The sequence below is a fragment of the Vibrio sp. 1F253 genome (assembly GCF_041439295.1).
Lineage (GTDB): Bacteria > Pseudomonadota > Gammaproteobacteria > Enterobacterales > Vibrionaceae > Vibrio > Vibrio tasmaniensis_A.
The window spans coordinates 78,133-93,711 of the sequence record NZ_JBGONU010000008.1; the positions used below are offsets into that span (position 1 = coordinate 78,133).

Consider the following 15,579-nt stretch of genomic DNA (forward strand, 5'->3'; position numbering starts at 1 on the left):
AACTGAACTGGTGATTGTTTAAGATTGAGCAACGTGTCATTTTGCTTGTTTAATGCCGTAAAAGAAGTGTGTTTGAATCGACGTCATTGTCCTTTGGTCGCGTATGATATTCACAAAAAAGCCCACGCTAGGTGGGCTTCATTATTTACAATAGCTTGAGCTTACTTCAGAGCTAACTGGTCAGTAGTTTTTGTAGCTTATCCCTTAGTGTCTCAATATGAGTTCTTTCAGGTGTCTGTTCTTTACAGTGCTCAAGTATAAACTCGATAGAGCTCAGTACCGTTCGCCAGCGAGGCGTTTTCGGTAGAGTTTCTACACGTAGATATTTGTCTAGCGTTCTAGTTTGCAGGGTACTGCGGTCTAGGTAGACACGCCACAAGCCACTCTTCTCTGCGAAGGCAAACTTGGTTTCCCCTGTAACAGACTCCCAGTAGATGATGGCATTAGTCATGACATCGACCAGCACTTCACGCATCAGTTCTTGTTTGTTTTTACCTTCACCGGTTGCTTTATCTGCAAGGCGAGTAAATTCACCGCCAAGTTCTTTCAGTTGTTGAAGTTTATCTTTGTCACCCTCAAAGGCGTAGCTTGAAAGTGCCTCAACCGCCGTTTCAAGGTTATTGACTCGGTTTGAGTTAACCCCACCACCAACATTAAAGATATACATGGTGTCGAGCCCTGAGCCTTCAGGTAGCTTAAGGATATCACTTGGTATGCGCTGACGAGTGTCGTCTATATAGATGTCAATATCACCACAGTAGTGAGCTTGTTCCACCTTAAGGTATTTAGGCGCAATGATCTCATCGGCCATAGAGCGTTTAAGCTGCTCTTGCCCGCGCCTAAATAGTTTTGCTGCAGCTTCGTTGGCAAATCGAATTCGTTGGTCATCACGAATACAGATGATGGCCTCAGGGGCTGATTCTAGCTGCTCTAGCAAGCGCCCTTGAGTTTCTAGCAGGTTCGCTTCAACCATGGCTCTGTGTTTAAGCTCCAGTTGCAACTGATCATTCTCAAGACGCCTTTGCTCAGCTTTACTTGCTGATAAGTGAGCCGTAATTCGCGCCGCCAGCTCTTGTTTGTTGAACGGTTTAGACAAGTAATCGTTGGCACCAGCTTCAAAGCCACGAACACGGTCTTCTGCTTGATTAAGAGCTGTGAGCATGATGATTGGCAACTGTGCATGATCGTATTGCTTACGCAGTGCTTCACACACCTGATAGCCACTCATACCTGGCATCATAATATCGAGAAGAAGTAACTCTGGCTTCTCTTTCTCAATCAGTTCAATGGTTTCTGGGCCGTCACATGCGGTGCGCACTCGATAACCTTCCAATTTCAAGAAACTGTCTAGCACGCGTAAGTTTACTGGTTCATCGTCGGCGATAACCAGTAACGGACCGTCTGGATCTTCACTGATAACACTATTTTCTTGTTGGCTGTTATCAATTAAATCTGGCGCTTGGAAGTGCGAATAGCTTCCTGAATCACTGTAGTTATCCAATTCTTCTTGGGTGGCTAAAGGCAGGGTAAAGCTGAACGTCGTGCCAAGCATTGGTTGGCTACTTACGTACAGTGAACCGCCCATCAGTTCAATCAGTTGACGACTTATGGACAACCCAAGCCCTGCACCTTGGCGATAGTTACTTGAGTCTTGTCCTGCTTGAATCAGTGGTTCAAAGATGTGTTCTAAGTATTCAGCAGGTATGCCTTGGCCTGTATCAACAACTTGTACACGAATGTTCTCGTCGATAACGCTTGCTGAGATAACAATTTTACCTTCTGATGTGTACTTGATGGCATTGCCGACCAAGTTATACATCACTTGTTCTAATCGTTGAGGATCGGACGAAACCAACCCTAAGTCACTGGGTACTTGGTTAATAATTCGGATTGGCTTATTGCCCAACAGATGATGAGACAATTCTAGTACCAAGCTGGTAGCAGCAGATAAATCAACAGCAGATTTATTTATGTCTAAACTGCCGTAGCGCATTTTGTGGTAATCAAGTAGATCATCGACCAGTGTTGCCAATCTCTGGCCACTATTGATGATGATATCCAACTGGTACTTCTGGTTGGCAGGAATAGGACCGTTTGCACCAGATATTAGCGCTTCAGCGATACCTACCATGCCATGTAATGGCGTTCTCAATTCGTGTGATGTTGTTGCTAAGAATTCATCTTTAAGTTTGTTGGCCAGTTGCAACTCTTCATTTTGTTTTTGAATGGTCTTAAGGTTATCCTCAAGCTCATCATTTTGGCTCTTAATGAGCAGCATCTTTTCACGAATCGAACGTTGCATTCTTTCGAAGCTTACCGCGAGGCGGCCTATCTCATCTTTTCGTTCGGTATTAATCATGGTTTCATCAAGGTCACCCGCAGAGACTTTCTCTGCTGCCCATGTGAGCTTGAGTAACGGTGATGTGATGAAGTTAGACAGATAATGGGATGCGACAAATACAAGAATAATCGCCGTCAACATCACGATCACAAAGATCTTTTCTAACTGATGAATACGGGCAAACGCTTCTTTCTCTGGAAGCTCGACGACCAGTGCCCAAGTCGCATATTTGAGCTCAATTGGAGTATATGCAGCGATGATCGCTTGATCCTGAGCGTTGTCGAAGGTGCCAACGGCCGTTTCTCCTGCCAGAGCTTTATCAACAACATCTAAACTCAGATTAATCGACTCTTGTGAATGGGCAAGGCTACGTGGCAGATGATCATCGCCGACAAGCAAGGTTTGAATATTCGAACTCTTGTTGAGATCGGCAATAAGCTTAGTAATACCATTGATGGGTAGTCTAAACATGGCGTAACTGTGTAGGTAGCCCTGTTGAACGATAGGTGCGCCTAACCATGCGGTCTGTTTACCATTTTCGTCTTTAAAGTCAGAAACGATAACCGGCGTGTAGTCTTCGTTGGATTTGCGTTTGTCTTTTACGTCCTTTTCCAGGCGTTGAAAGGTTTTGCCGAGGTTTGCATCTTTGTACTTACCTGTCAGCAAGTTGGTGCCGTAGTCATCGCGCTTAAAAACTGAATAAGCGATGTTGCCGTTAATGTCGACCAATAAAATGTCGTCAAAATCAGAACGCTTAAGCAGCTCCAAATAAGAGTTGTGGTAGCGCTTGTGAAGTAGACGATAGCGCTCGCTGCCAATAAAGCTGCTGGATTCAGGGAGAATCGATGTTTTGATTTGATCGCCCGATCCTTGAATGTAGCGTTGCTGCGCATTAGCGCGTGCTTCGTCAATGTCTAAGCCGAGGCGTTGGAATGCATTGATCAAACCATAGAATCGTCCGCCACTGGCATTGGCAAGCTCTGAGCGAACAAAACCCATCACTTGGGATTCTTGAGCTTGTAGGTAATCGACAATTTGCTGCTGTTTAGTATCACGGACGGAAACAAGGTGCGAAGTACTTTGTTCCTGAAGATCCTGACTGTGCGATTGGAGGAAAAATATCGCGATAAGTGTTACTGGGGTAATACTAAGGACAAGAAATGCCAGCATTAGGGTATTTTGAAGGCGCTTAAACTTCTGCTTACGATAGAATCTAAACATAAATTGGGTACTACTTTCCTTTGATGTACTGCTTGAAAGGGATGAAAACAAGTACAGAGAATAGAATTAACGGGTTCCAATTTAACGAAATTAACGAGTTTTTTTACTTTGACAAGTAAGTGGTATTTAAAGCGTGTGCAAAAGCTCATTTTTATGGGCTTTTGATAGAAATATGAACAGATAGCGCAGATATTGACCCTGCGCTGTGTTAGATAGGCTATTTGCTTGCGTGATAGATCGCGAATTTGGTGGTCTTATTTAGAGTCGCGCATTTTCCAAAAGCTTGCTCAATAATTGGAATGTATTTTAAAAAACTGTTCGCAACAATAATCATCTCACCAGAACGCTTCATGTGGTTAGGAGCCTGAGCAAGTAAGGTTTCAGTCGCACTGTAGCTTGTATCCAAACCAGAATGGAATGGTGGATTACTGATGATGAATTGGTAATCTATTGATGTGTCAGAGTAGACATCCGAGGCGAAGACATTACCTGTTAAACCATTCGCTTCTAGCGTTGCTTGGCTAGACGCCACGGCAAATGCACTGATGTCGCACATTTCCAGTTCTATATCAGGGTGACGAGATGCCATTACTGCGCCCAATACGCCTGCACCACAACCGAAATCCAGTACTTTACCTTTTAGTTTTGGCAGGGTATCAAGTAATAGTTGGCTACCTACATCAAATTGACCATGACTGAAGACGCCTGGAAGACTTTTCACGGTTAGTGATTGTTCACCAATGTTAACCGTGTAGGTTTTAAACCACTCTTGCAGGTTGAAGGCTGGTGGTTGCTCGAAGCATTGACCCCAGTAGAAAGAACAACGACGTGCTGAATCGTATTTCACGACTTTGCCGTAAGGAGTGAACATCTTCTCGATACTTTTAACACCAGAACGATTTTCGCCAACTACGACAATCTCGGTATCTTTACCTAGCTTGGCAAATAACATCGCCAGCAGAAATTCCGCTTCCGCTTTGGCCTTTGGCCAGTACAGCATCACTAAGTCGGCTTTGGTCTCTTCGGTAAACTCCGCACCATAAAAACGTTGAATGGTGTTGCAGCCTTCTAATTGACGGTAGTAGCTGTAATTAGAAGTAAACACGGTGACTGATTCACAATGTTTCGCTAATTCAACAGGGAATAAGTCTTCAGCCTCACCGGCAACTAAAACATGTTTGCCTTCAAAGTAGGCAAGTTGGCGCTCAGCAATTTGGCTTGGGGCAATATAAGCTGACATAGGACACTCTATTGAATCGTTAGCAAAAAATGAGGGCGGATTTTCGCATAATCCGCCCAAAGCTTGAAGTGTTTAATACGGGTTCGGCAACCAAGTTGCTGAACAGTTGATTAACTCTTGTCTTGCTGGTTTAAAAAGTCTTTAAACTCTTCATCGTAAATATTGAAAAGAACGATAGTAATAGCGAAGATCAGTGGGCCGTAGATAAGACCAATGAGGCCAAACAGTTGAATACCACCCAACAGTGAGAAGAAGATCATTAGCGTATTCATGCCTGCACTGCCTTGCATCAGCAGCGGGCGCAGTAGGTTGTCAATTGAGCCAACAATCGCGACACAGTAAACCGTTAGGAAAATTGCCCACGTGGTATCACCGGTTAGGAATAAGTAGGTTGCGGCTGGGATCCAGATTAGAGCGGTACCGACCACTGGGATGAAAGAGGCAAAGCCCATCATAGTGCCCCAGAACAACCCAGGGAAACCAGCAATCCACATACCTAAACCACCCGCAAAACCTTGCGCTATTGCGGTTAAGAATGAGCCCATAACGGCAGACTTAGAAACTTGCTCAATCTCAGTTAGGAGCTTGTCTTCTTGGCTACGAGATAGCGGAAGAATATGACGAACCACACTGATGATTTTGTCGTGATCTCTTAATAAGAAGAACAGAACAAACAGCATCAAGAAGAAATCCATTAAGAAGTTGGTCGCATCACCAAGGATTTTCGCACTGATACCAACCAGTTTAGAACCAAAACTTGTCGCGAATTCTCCGACTTTCTGTGCGATGGCTTGGGGCTCAATGTTGTCGAAGGGCAGGTAGTCATTTACAAACGACAGCGCTTTGACCACGAGTGGGTGTGCAAACAAAGTCTGAATACCGCCGTGTGTCACCCATTGGTAGGTGTTCTGAGAGAACAGAGAGCCTTGCTGCACGATGGCTGCAAATACTGCCAATAAAGGGATAACAATAATGAAAGTCAGGATCACACAAGAAAGTAGAGAGACTACTTTCTCTTTATTCGGTATCTTCTTTTCAAGCCATTCGTGAATTGGAAACATCAGCAACGAGATGATGAATGCCATTACTATGGAATTTACATAAGGCTCGATAAGCAAGTAACAAGCATAAGCCGCCGCAAGCAGGGCAACGATGATCACCCAGTGGCTGGTATTGATTTTGAGTTTTTCTGACACGTTAATGGTCTCTATATTTGCGTTCTGAGTTTATAATGGCTGCAAAACAGAGAGTTAGCAATGAGGAGTTTTGATAATGGGATGCTGTAATAAAGATAAGAAATGCCAAGACGAAGAACAGCAAATAAAAAAAGAGATCCCTTGGTTCAGAATGTTCCTAGGTACGCTGATGTTGTTGGTTTTTCTTTTCTGGGAACGTTAGACGTTTTTAGTTCAGTTTTAGCCTTAATCGAAGGGTAAATAATCTGTCATATTTGTGGTTAACGAGCGTGATGTATTAAAAAGGGCTGCATCTAATGCAGCCCTAAATTCAATCGGTTAGCGACTTATAAAGTGCTTTCGATTATTTGCTTTCAACAGCAATGATCGCAAGAGAGCGGTCAGCAGCTTCTAGTGTGGCATCCAGTTCTTTTGAACCATGAGCAAGAGAAGTAAAGCTTGCTTCGAATGCTGAAGGTGCAAGGTAAACACCGTGATCTAACATTAGATGGAAGAAGCGCTTGAAGCGTTCTACATCACACTTAGTTACATCTTCGTAGCACGTTACCGTTTCTTGGTCTGTGAAGAAGAAACCAAACATACCGCCAACTTGGTGAACTAGCATAGGGATGCCGTGCTTGTCAGCAAGTTGCTTGAAGCCATTTGCCAACTGCTTAGTTTTAGACGCTAGACGCTTTTCGTTGCCTTCTTCTCTTAGAAGATTCAAACATGCGTAGCCAGCAGCCATTGCAACAGGGTTACCTGAAAGCGTACCTGCTTGGTAAACAGGCCCCGTTGGTGCGATGTATTGCATCACGTCTTTACGACCACCAAAAGCACCCACTGGCATGCCGCCGCCAATCACTTTACCAAGACACGTTAAGTCTGGCTTGATGTTGTAGTAAGCCTGAGCACAACCTTCAGCAACGCGGAAACCTGTCATTACTTCATCAAAGATTAGCAATGCACCTTCTTGATCACAGATCTCACGTAGACCTTCGTGGAAGCCTTCTATTGGTGGGATACAGTTCATGTTGCCCGCGACAGGCTCAACGATGATACACGCGATCTCACCTTTGTTTGCTGCGAAGATTTCACGTACTGAATCTAGATTATTGAACGTTGCAGTTAGCGTTAGTTTCGCAAAATCAGCCGGTACGCCTGGAGAGCTTGGTTGACCTAAAGTCAGTGCGCCAGAACCTGCTTTTACAAGTAGGCTGTCTGCGTGACCGTGGTAACAACCTTCAAACTTAAGGATTTTGTCACGACCAGTAAAGCCACGAGCGAGACGAATCGCACTCATTGTTGCTTCTGTACCTGAGCTCACCATACGCAGCTGTTCCATTGATGGAACCATCTCAGATACAAGTTCAGCCATCTTGATTTCAGTTTCGGTTGGAGCACCAAAGCTAAGGCCGCGTTGAGCTGCTGCAATAACAGCGTCACGAATAACAACGTGGTTGTGACCAAGGATCATTGGACCCCAAGAGCCAACGTAATCGATATATGCTTTACCATCAGCATCAAAAATAAGTGGGCCATCAGCGCGTTCAACGAAGATAGGAGAACCACCTACGCCATTGAATGCACGAACTGGAGAGTTTACGCCACCAGGAATAGTTTGCTGTGCTTTTTCGTACAGCTCTGCTGATTTGGTCATTGATATATCCTCTTTTGACTGTCGGACCAATTGGCACGCATTGTACCTATCCGGAATCCAACTAGGAATGCCTTCGCTGATATAATCACCCGAATCTGGTTGTTTTGTGTGGTTACGCGTTTTAATTGTCAGATATTAGCGAGTTTACAGCAGTAAAAGGAACGATCCTGTGGTGAATACTTGAACGTTTCAGTCAGGTATTAGATAATCACCAGAATATAAGAAAATACTCAACAACTATGGTCTCGATTTAGATTTGTATCATGTTGTTTTTGACACAGGTAAGAGAGGTTGTCGTGAGCGAAGTAAATATCCCATTGTCCTTTTCTGATGCAGCAGCTACCCGCGTACAAACGCTAATTGCTGAAGAAGAAAACCCAGAGCTAAAACTGCGTGTATACATTACAGGCGGCGGTTGTAGTGGCTTCCAGTACGGCTTCACATTTGATGAAAAAGTAAATGATGGCGACACTACCATTGTAAATAGCGGTGTGACGCTGGTTGTTGACCCAATGAGCCTACAGTACTTAATGGGCGGCATGGTTGATTACACTGAAGGCCTAGAAGGCGCACGTTTCTTTGTGAACAACCCGAACGCGACAACAACATGTGGTTGTGGCGCATCATTTAGCGTTTAGCGTGCACTGAAAGGTAGCTTGAACGGAAAGCTACATTAGAAATATTTTAAACGCCGAGCCAATGCTCGGTGTTTTTGTTTGTAAAAAATACACCATACAAAACAGACAGTAAGTCGACTTATTCTAGGCATGTACGCCAAGGTTATTTTGGGTGATTATGCTTAAGCTCCACTTTATTCATTTGCTTTATAGTAAACGCCATATTTTTTAAACTGTCGATAGCGTCCAACTTCGTTGGGTGTGGGTCTGTTAAAGTTACCTCTGTGCATCAGGATGTTGCATATGACGGTGTTAAGCTAATTAGCGCGCCTTAATCACATCGGACAAAAGGATTTGCTATGCCCACTCTATTTTCTAACTCTCCATTTTTTCAGAAACTGAAGCAGCCGTGGTTGGTTTCTCTGGTTCTAGTTGTACTGTTGTCGATTTGGCTTGGTTTAGGAGTGGGGCAAGCGAAAGAGTCGCCAGCAAAAAAAGCGACAGAAATTCCGTTGGCTAAGGTTTCCTTTCAAACATTCACTTCATCCCCCACCTTTAAAACCATAGATCTTTATGGTCGCACAGCACCCGATAGGCATGCTCGATTGGGAGCGGAAGTTGCGGGCAAGATTGTTAGGTTGAACGTTGTAAAAGGCGATGCGGTTAAAGTAGGGCAGGCCATTGCTCAGATAGATAAAGGTGACTTAGAGATTCAGCTAGAGCGAGCTTCGGCTTTATATCGATTGAAGCAGAAAGAATTTCAGGCGGCGCAGTCGCTGAAAAAAAGAGGCCTGCAAGGCGAGATAGCCTACACCACAGCTGAGGCTTCGTTAACTGAAGCGAAGGCTATGAAGCGTAATGCTGAACTGGTTCTAAAAAATACAGTCATCACATCGCCTTTCTCCGGTGTGGTTCAAGACTTGATGGTTGAGCTTGGAGATTTCGTAGGCGTCGGCGATCCGGTTGCTGGCGTGATTGATCTTGACCCTTTGGTTATTGAGGCCGATGTCAGTGAGCGTCATATCCAGCATTTGTTAGTCAATCAATCTGCTTTGGTTCGTCTGTTAGGGCGAGAAGAAGCGGAAGGTCGTTTACGTTATGTTTCACGAATCTCTTCTGCTTCCACTAATACCTTCCCAATAGAGATTGAAATCGATAACTCCAAAGGCCTGTTACCTGCCGGTGTCAGTGCTGAAGTAACACTCAACCTAGAAACAAGTGATGCTATCAAGATAACACCTGCGATGCTGGCACTGGATGAGGTCGGTAATCTTGGGGTCAAAACTTTGGTTTCAGCCGATGACTCACCAACCGTGAAATTTATAGGTATTCAGCTAGTAAAGGCAGAACAAGATGGAGTTTGGCTCACAGGGTTAGGTCAGCGAGTTGATATTATAACTGTAGGCCAAGGGTTTGTGCGTGATGGTGATTCGGTGATTGCTGTTGAGCAAGGTGTTGAACTCTCTAACGTAACTGCAGAGTAGGAGATAACCGATGTATTCAATTATTGATGCAGCCTTGTCTCGCGCTCGAACAATGCTCTCTCTTTTGGCACTCATATTGGTCGCAGGTGTTGTTACCTATATCACGATCCCCAAAGAATCGAGCCCCGACATTACCATCCCGATTATCTACGTTTCTGTTGGGCACCAAGGTATTTCGCCAACCGATGCAGAACGCTTATTGGTTAGACCGATAGAACAAGAGCTGAGGTCGATTGAAGGCGTAAAAGAGATGACCGCAACCGCAGCAGAAGGCCACGCCTCAGTTGTGTTGGAGTTTAATGTTGGCGTTGATCTCACCAAAGCGATGGCTGATGTGCGTGATGCTGTCGATTTAGCCAAACCAAAATTACCAGAAGACAGTGATGAGCCGACCGTGAATGAGGTGACGCTCGCGTCTGAGCAGCCAGTGTTGTCAGTTGTTCTGTTTGGTACCGTTCCTGAGCGCACCATAGTGCAAATTGCTCGAGAGCTTGGGGATAAGCTCGAAAGCTATCGCCAAATTCTAGAGGTCGATATTGCAGGCGATCGCGATGACATTGTTGAGATCATTGTCGATCCGCTGTTGATGGAGAGCTACAGCCTAGATCAAGCGGATATCTATAACTTGATCGCTTTAAATAACCGAGTGGTTGCGGCAGGTTTTGTAGATACGGGTTATGGGCGTTTCTCTGTCAAAGTTCCTTCGGTGTTTAACTCTCTAAAAGACGTGCTTGAGCTACCAATTAAAGTGGATGGTAAACAGGTTGTAACCTTTGGTGATGTGGCCACGGTTCGTCGAGCGTTTCGAGATCCTGAAAGCTTTGCCCGTTTAGATGGTAAATCTGCGGTGGTCTTGGATATCAAGAAGCGTGCGGGTGAAAATATCATCGAAACCGTAGAGTTAGTTAAAGCGGTTATGGCTGGTGCTCAACAACAAGCGGAATGGCCCAATAACTTATTGGTTAAATACACCTGGGATGAATCTAAAGATGTGAAGATCATGCTCAACGATCTTCAAAACAATATCTTGTCCGCCATCATTTTAGTGGTGATCGTTATCATCGCCATTCTTGGTGTTCGAACCGCGTTATTGGTTGGAATTTCAATACCTGGATCATTCCTCACGGGATTGTTGGTGTTGTCTGTGTTTGGTCTAACCGTCAACATTGTGGTTCTGTTCTCTTTGATCATGGCCGTTGGTATGTTGGTCGACGGCGCGATTGTTGTTACCGAGTTTGCCGATAGGCGAATGCAAGAAGGTGAAGGTAGAAAAGAAGCTTACCGAGACGCAGCGAAACGGATGGCATGGCCGATAACCGCATCGACAGCGACAACCTTAGCTGCATTTGCTCCGTTACTGTTTTGGCCGGATGTGACAGGCGAATTCATGAAGTTTCTGCCACTAACACTGATTGCAACGCTAACCGCTTCATTGATTATGGCGTTGTTGTTTGTACCTGTATTAGGTGGCTTGATTGGCAAACCTCAATACGTATCGCCCAAGAGCCAAGCTCGAATGGTGGCACTGCATAATGGTGATTTTTCACAAGCAACGGGCTTAACCAAGGCGTATTACCACACGCTTTCGATTGCGATTAAGCATCCCTTTAAGATTCTGTTCAGTGCGATATTGCTCGCGGTTGCAGTTGGTTTTACTTACTCCAAAGCGGGCCTAGGTGCAGAGTTCTTCCCTGAGGTTGATCCACCATTCTTTAATGTCAAAGTTCGCTCACATGGTGATCTTTCTATTCAAGAAAAAGATGACATCATGCGCGATATTGAGCAAATGATGCTTAATCATGATGAGTTCGATACTGTTTACACACGCACGGGGGGGGACGACCAGATTGGCTTGATCTCGATTACTCCTGTTGATTGGCAATATCGTCGTAGTGTTAAAGCGATTATTGATGAATTAAAGGTGCAAACCGATCAATACGCTGGTGTTGAGATTGAATATAAGTTTCCAGATGCAGGGCCTCCGGTTGAAAATGATTTAGTGATTGAGCTGTCAGCAACAACACCAGAACAGCTGAATCAGGCTGCAAAAATTGTAAGAAACTGGGCGGATGGTAATCAAGCTCTGACTAACATCAGTGATACAGCAAGCAAAGATGGCATTGATTGGAAAGTGGATATTCGCCGAGACGATGCCGCACGCTTTTCCGCTGATGCGACCTTGGTGGGTAATACCGTTCAATTCGTTACCAATGGTCTCAAGATTGGTGATTACCTGCCTGATGACTCATCAGAAGAGGTCGATATCTTGGTGCGTTACCCTAATGATAAAAGAGATATCGGACGCTTTGACCAGTTGAGAGTCAAAACACCTGCTGGCTTGGTGCCGATCACCAACTTTGCTCAGATTGTTCCCGACCACAAGCAAGATACGATTAAACGCCTCGATGGTAAGCGCGTAGTGAACATCATGGCGGATATGGAAGAGGGCTATAACCTTGCCCTCGAACTGCCAAAGATTGAGCAAGCGTTAAGTGAATTGGGGCTACCTAGTAGCGTAGAATTTCGTATCCGTGGTCAAAATGAAGAGCAAGAAAACTCTTCTGCCTTCTTACAAAGTGCATTCATGGTTGCACTGGCGGTAATGGCGTTGATTTTGATTACTCAGTTTAATAGTTTCTATCAAGCATTCCTGATTCTGAGTGCGGTGCTGTTCTCTACGGTTGGTGTGTTTGTTGGTCTGCTTATCTTCCAACGTCCGTTTGGTATCGTGATGTCCGGTATTGGGGTGATTGCACTGGCAGGTATAGTCGTGAACAACAATATCGTGCTGATTGATACCTATAATCAACTAATCAAAAGAGGCTTAGATAAGCGCGACGCAATTCTAAGAACTGGTGTCCAGCGTTTAAGGCCAGTGATGCTGACGACCGTGACTACGATCTTAGGCTTGATGCCGATGGTATTAGAGATGAACATTGACCTGATTAACCAAAAAATAGAGTTTGGCGCGCCGAGTACCCAATGGTGGTCGCAACTCGCTACGGCGATTGCGGGAGGGTTGGCATTTGCAACGGTACTAACCTTGGTGCTGACGCCTTGTCTATTAATGCTAGGGCGAGATAAGAAGCCTGAAAAATAGTAGATACAGTGGTTCGATGAACATAAAAAAGAGCGCCTTGGTGGGCGCTCTTTTCGTTGGTTTATAGGGCTCTTAACCTAATTGGTATCTAGTTGCCTAATTAGTCGCTAGTAACTGGCCGTATCGCTCAAGGTTATTCAGTCGAATCTCTGAGTTGGCAATAAAGGTTGCTTTTGCTTTACCGGTTAACGACTTAGATTGCGGTAATTTCACGGTTCGCGCATTTTTATGTACGCCATTGACCAAGAATTCATAGTGTAAGTGCGGGCCAGTCACACGGCCTGTACCGCCCAAAGTACCAATGGTTTGGCCTTGTTTTACGCGCTGACCTGTTTTCACCATACGTCGCTTCATATGCAAGTATTTAGTGATATAGGTGTTGCTGTGGCGAATGAACACGTAGTTACCATTGAATTGGTTGTAACCCGATTTCTGAACAATACCGTCACCGGCTGCCCAGATAGGTGTGCCAACAGGGGCTGCGTAGTCGGTGCCTCGGTGAGCTCGAACCTTACCGGTTACTGGGTGTTTTCTACGAGGGTTAAAGTTCGATGTTACACGGCGAAAATCAATCGGTGAGCGCAAGAAGGCTTTCTTCATGGCACGACCATTTTCATCGAAGTAGTTGCCGCTTCTATCATCTAATACCGCGGTAAATGAATCACCTTGGTTTTTGAATACTGCCGCCATGATCTTGCCGCGACCAATCACTTCGCCTTCAACGACTTTCTCTTGGTACAAAATCTTAAAGCTGTCGTTGTTGCGAATATCCAACGCAAAGTCGATATCCCAACCGAAGATGCCCGCCAGTTCCATAATTTGGTTTGCAGTTAGGCCTGCATTGACGCCGGCGTTCCAGAAGTTAGACGTGATGTTGGCTTCGGCATAGTTGTATTGGTAGGCCACTTCCTTTTTGTCGAAGCTAGAGGAGAATGAATCGCCAGACTTAGTGATCTTGAAGCTTTCAAACGCACTAAGTTGTCGCTTCAACTGAATAAGGTCGTTGTTTTCATCAAAGCCGAATTGTAATACGTCGCCAGGTCTTAGATTGGACAGCTGCTTCTTAATATCATTATTGGTATTGAGTAGAGTGATCAGTAAACGGTATGAAAGGCCAATACGTTCAAATAAAACAGAGGTGCTTTCGCCAGAGCGAACGGTGTATTTCTCCCATTTGAGTACTGTCGTCGGTGGTGCGTCACTTGAGCTAACAAGTGCTGATGCACTGATCGTCAGTGGGTAGTGTTTTCCAACGACTAAAGCTCCCGTATCGTCACGTAAGCTGTTGACGTCGGGGAGTAAGAAAATAGCGATAAAAATTACGGCACTAAAAAATGCGATAAATGCCCGGTGCAAAATGGGAAGGCGTGCAAAAATAGACAACATGTTCCGGTTCGTTCTGTAAATATTATGAAAATAGACGACGGAATAGTGTAACTGGTTTCAAAATACATCGCTATTCAAGTAAGATGTCTAATTATTATATTTTTGCCAAATCTGTGGGAGTGAACAAGAATGGCGAGTATTGAAGCTGCACTAGCCGAGATCAAACGTGGCGTAGAAGAACTGATTCCAGAAGACGAACTGATTGCGAAACTAAAAGAAGGTCGTCCTTTACGCATTAAACTGGGTGCCGATCCAACCGCTCCAGATATCCACCTAGGCCATACGGTTATCTTTAACAAGCTTCGTGCTTTCCAAGAGCTTGGTCATGAAGTGACGTTCCTTATCGGTGATTTCACAGCAATGGTTGGTGATCCATCAGGTAAGAACTCAACACGTCCACCGCTAAGCCGTGAAGACGTATTGAAGAATGCTGAAACTTACAAAGAGCAAGTATTCAAGATTCTAGATCCTGCGAAAACGCAAATTCGTTTCAACTCTGAGTGGTTATCTGAGCTTGGTGCAGAAGGCATGATTCGTCTTGCTTCTAACCAAACTGTTGCTCGTATGCTTGAGCGTGATGACTTTAAAAAGCGTTACGCTGGTGGTCAACCGATCGCAATCCACGAATTCATGTACCCACTTCTTCAAGGTCACGACTCTGTTGCACTAGAGAGCGATGTTGAGCTTGGCGGTACTGACCAGAAGTTTAACCTTCTTATGGGTCGTGAGCTGCAAAAAGCAGCAGGTCAAAAACCACAAGCGGTACTGATGATGCCACTACTTGTTGGTCTAGACGGCGTTAAGAAGATGTCTAAGTCTGCGCACAACTACATCGGTATCAGCGAAGCACCAAGCGAGATGTTTGGTAAGATCATGTCTATCTCTGACGATCTAATGTGGAGCTACTACGAGCTACTGTCTTTCCGTCCTCTTGAAGAAGTTGCGGAACTGAAAGCTGGCGTTGAGGCGGGCAAAAACCCTCGTGACGTGAAAGTACTTCTTGCTAAAGAGATCATTGCTCGTTTCCACAGCGAAGCAGATGCTGAAGCGGCTGAGCAAGAGTTCGTTAACCGTTTTGCTAAGAACCAAGTTCCTGATGAAATGCCTGAATTTGAATTCGAAGCCGGCCTACCGATTGCGAACGTTCTAAAAGAAGCGGGTCTTGTAAACTCGACTTCTGATGCGATGCGTATGATCAAGCAAGGCGCTGCTAAGCTTGAAGGCGAGAAGATTGAAGACAGCAAGTTTGTACCTGAAGCAGGTACTGCAGTTTACCAAGTAGGTAAGCGTAAGTTTGCTCGTATTACTATTAAGTAATAACACACATCAATAATTGAACAAAAGGCATCCACGGA

At 44.9% G+C, this 15,579-nt stretch carries 10 protein-coding genes; 5 read left to right on the plus strand and 5 right to left on the minus strand.

Annotated features, from left to right (window positions below; all coding sequences use genetic code 11):
- Window positions 1-172: 172 nt before the first annotated feature.
- From ACED28_RS06440 to ACED28_RS06450, 3 genes are all read right to left on the minus strand, one after another.
- Window positions 173-3,562, minus strand: a complete 3,390-nt coding sequence (locus ACED28_RS06440) for a response regulator (RefSeq protein ID WP_135384167.1) — start codon at window positions 3,560-3,562, stop codon at window positions 173-175.
- A 217-nt stretch (window positions 3,563-3,779) separates the two neighbouring features.
- A complete protein-coding gene (gene rsmC, locus ACED28_RS06445; RefSeq protein ID WP_371709517.1) occupies window positions 3,780-4,802 on the minus strand; it encodes a 16S rRNA (guanine(1207)-N(2))-methyltransferase RsmC in 1,023 nt (340 codons plus the stop codon).
- Window positions 4,803-4,912: 110 nt separating this feature from the next.
- Window positions 4,913-5,998 carry an AI-2E family transporter gene (locus tag ACED28_RS06450; protein ID WP_371709518.1) on the minus strand — a complete coding sequence of 362 codons (1,086 nt, stop codon included), beginning with the start codon at window positions 5,996-5,998 and terminating at the stop codon, window positions 4,913-4,915.
- A gap of 76 nt (window positions 5,999-6,074) precedes the next feature.
- On the opposite strand from ACED28_RS06450, the gene ACED28_RS06455 reads away from it, so the two are divergent.
- Window positions 6,075-6,200 (plus strand): hypothetical protein, encoded by a 126-nt coding sequence (locus tag ACED28_RS06455; RefSeq protein ID WP_009847557.1) that lies wholly within the window; start codon window positions 6,075-6,077, stop codon window positions 6,198-6,200.
- 141 nt (window positions 6,201-6,341) lie between these two features.
- Here ACED28_RS06455 and hemL read toward each other — a convergent pair whose 3' ends face one another.
- A complete protein-coding gene (gene hemL, locus ACED28_RS06460) occupies window positions 6,342-7,637 on the minus strand; it encodes a glutamate-1-semialdehyde 2,1-aminomutase (RefSeq protein WP_371709519.1) in 1,296 nt (431 codons plus the stop codon).
- Between the two features lie 296 nt (window positions 7,638-7,933).
- Here hemL and erpA point away from each other — a divergent pair, with 296 nt between their 5' ends.
- The 3 genes from erpA to ACED28_RS06475 all read left to right on the plus strand — a co-directional run bounded on the left by erpA (window position 7,934) and on the right by ACED28_RS06475 (window position 12,838).
- Window positions 7,934-8,275 (plus strand): iron-sulfur cluster insertion protein ErpA, encoded by a 342-nt coding sequence (gene erpA / locus ACED28_RS06465; RefSeq protein WP_004734539.1) that lies wholly within the window; start codon window positions 7,934-7,936, stop codon window positions 8,273-8,275.
- 338 nt (window positions 8,276-8,613) lie between these two features.
- Window positions 8,614-9,738, plus strand: a complete 1,125-nt coding sequence (locus ACED28_RS06470; protein WP_371709520.1) for an efflux RND transporter periplasmic adaptor subunit — start codon at window positions 8,614-8,616, stop codon at window positions 9,736-9,738.
- 10 nt (window positions 9,739-9,748) lie between these two features.
- A complete protein-coding gene (locus ACED28_RS06475) occupies window positions 9,749-12,838 on the plus strand; it encodes an efflux RND transporter permease subunit (RefSeq protein ID WP_102249139.1) in 3,090 nt (1,029 codons plus the stop codon).
- Window positions 12,839-12,934: 96 nt separating this feature from the next.
- Here ACED28_RS06475 and ACED28_RS06480 read toward each other — a convergent pair whose 3' ends face one another.
- A complete protein-coding gene (locus ACED28_RS06480) occupies window positions 12,935-14,224 on the minus strand; it encodes a peptidoglycan DD-metalloendopeptidase family protein (protein WP_017097310.1) in 1,290 nt (429 codons plus the stop codon).
- A gap of 129 nt (window positions 14,225-14,353) precedes the next feature.
- Between ACED28_RS06480 and tyrS the strand changes: the two genes are divergently transcribed.
- Window positions 14,354-15,541: a tyrosine--tRNA ligase gene (gene tyrS / locus ACED28_RS06485; RefSeq protein ID WP_004734518.1), complete on the plus strand. Its 1,188-nt coding sequence runs from the start codon at window positions 14,354-14,356 to the stop codon at window positions 15,539-15,541.
- Window positions 15,542-15,579: the final 38 nt, after the last annotated feature.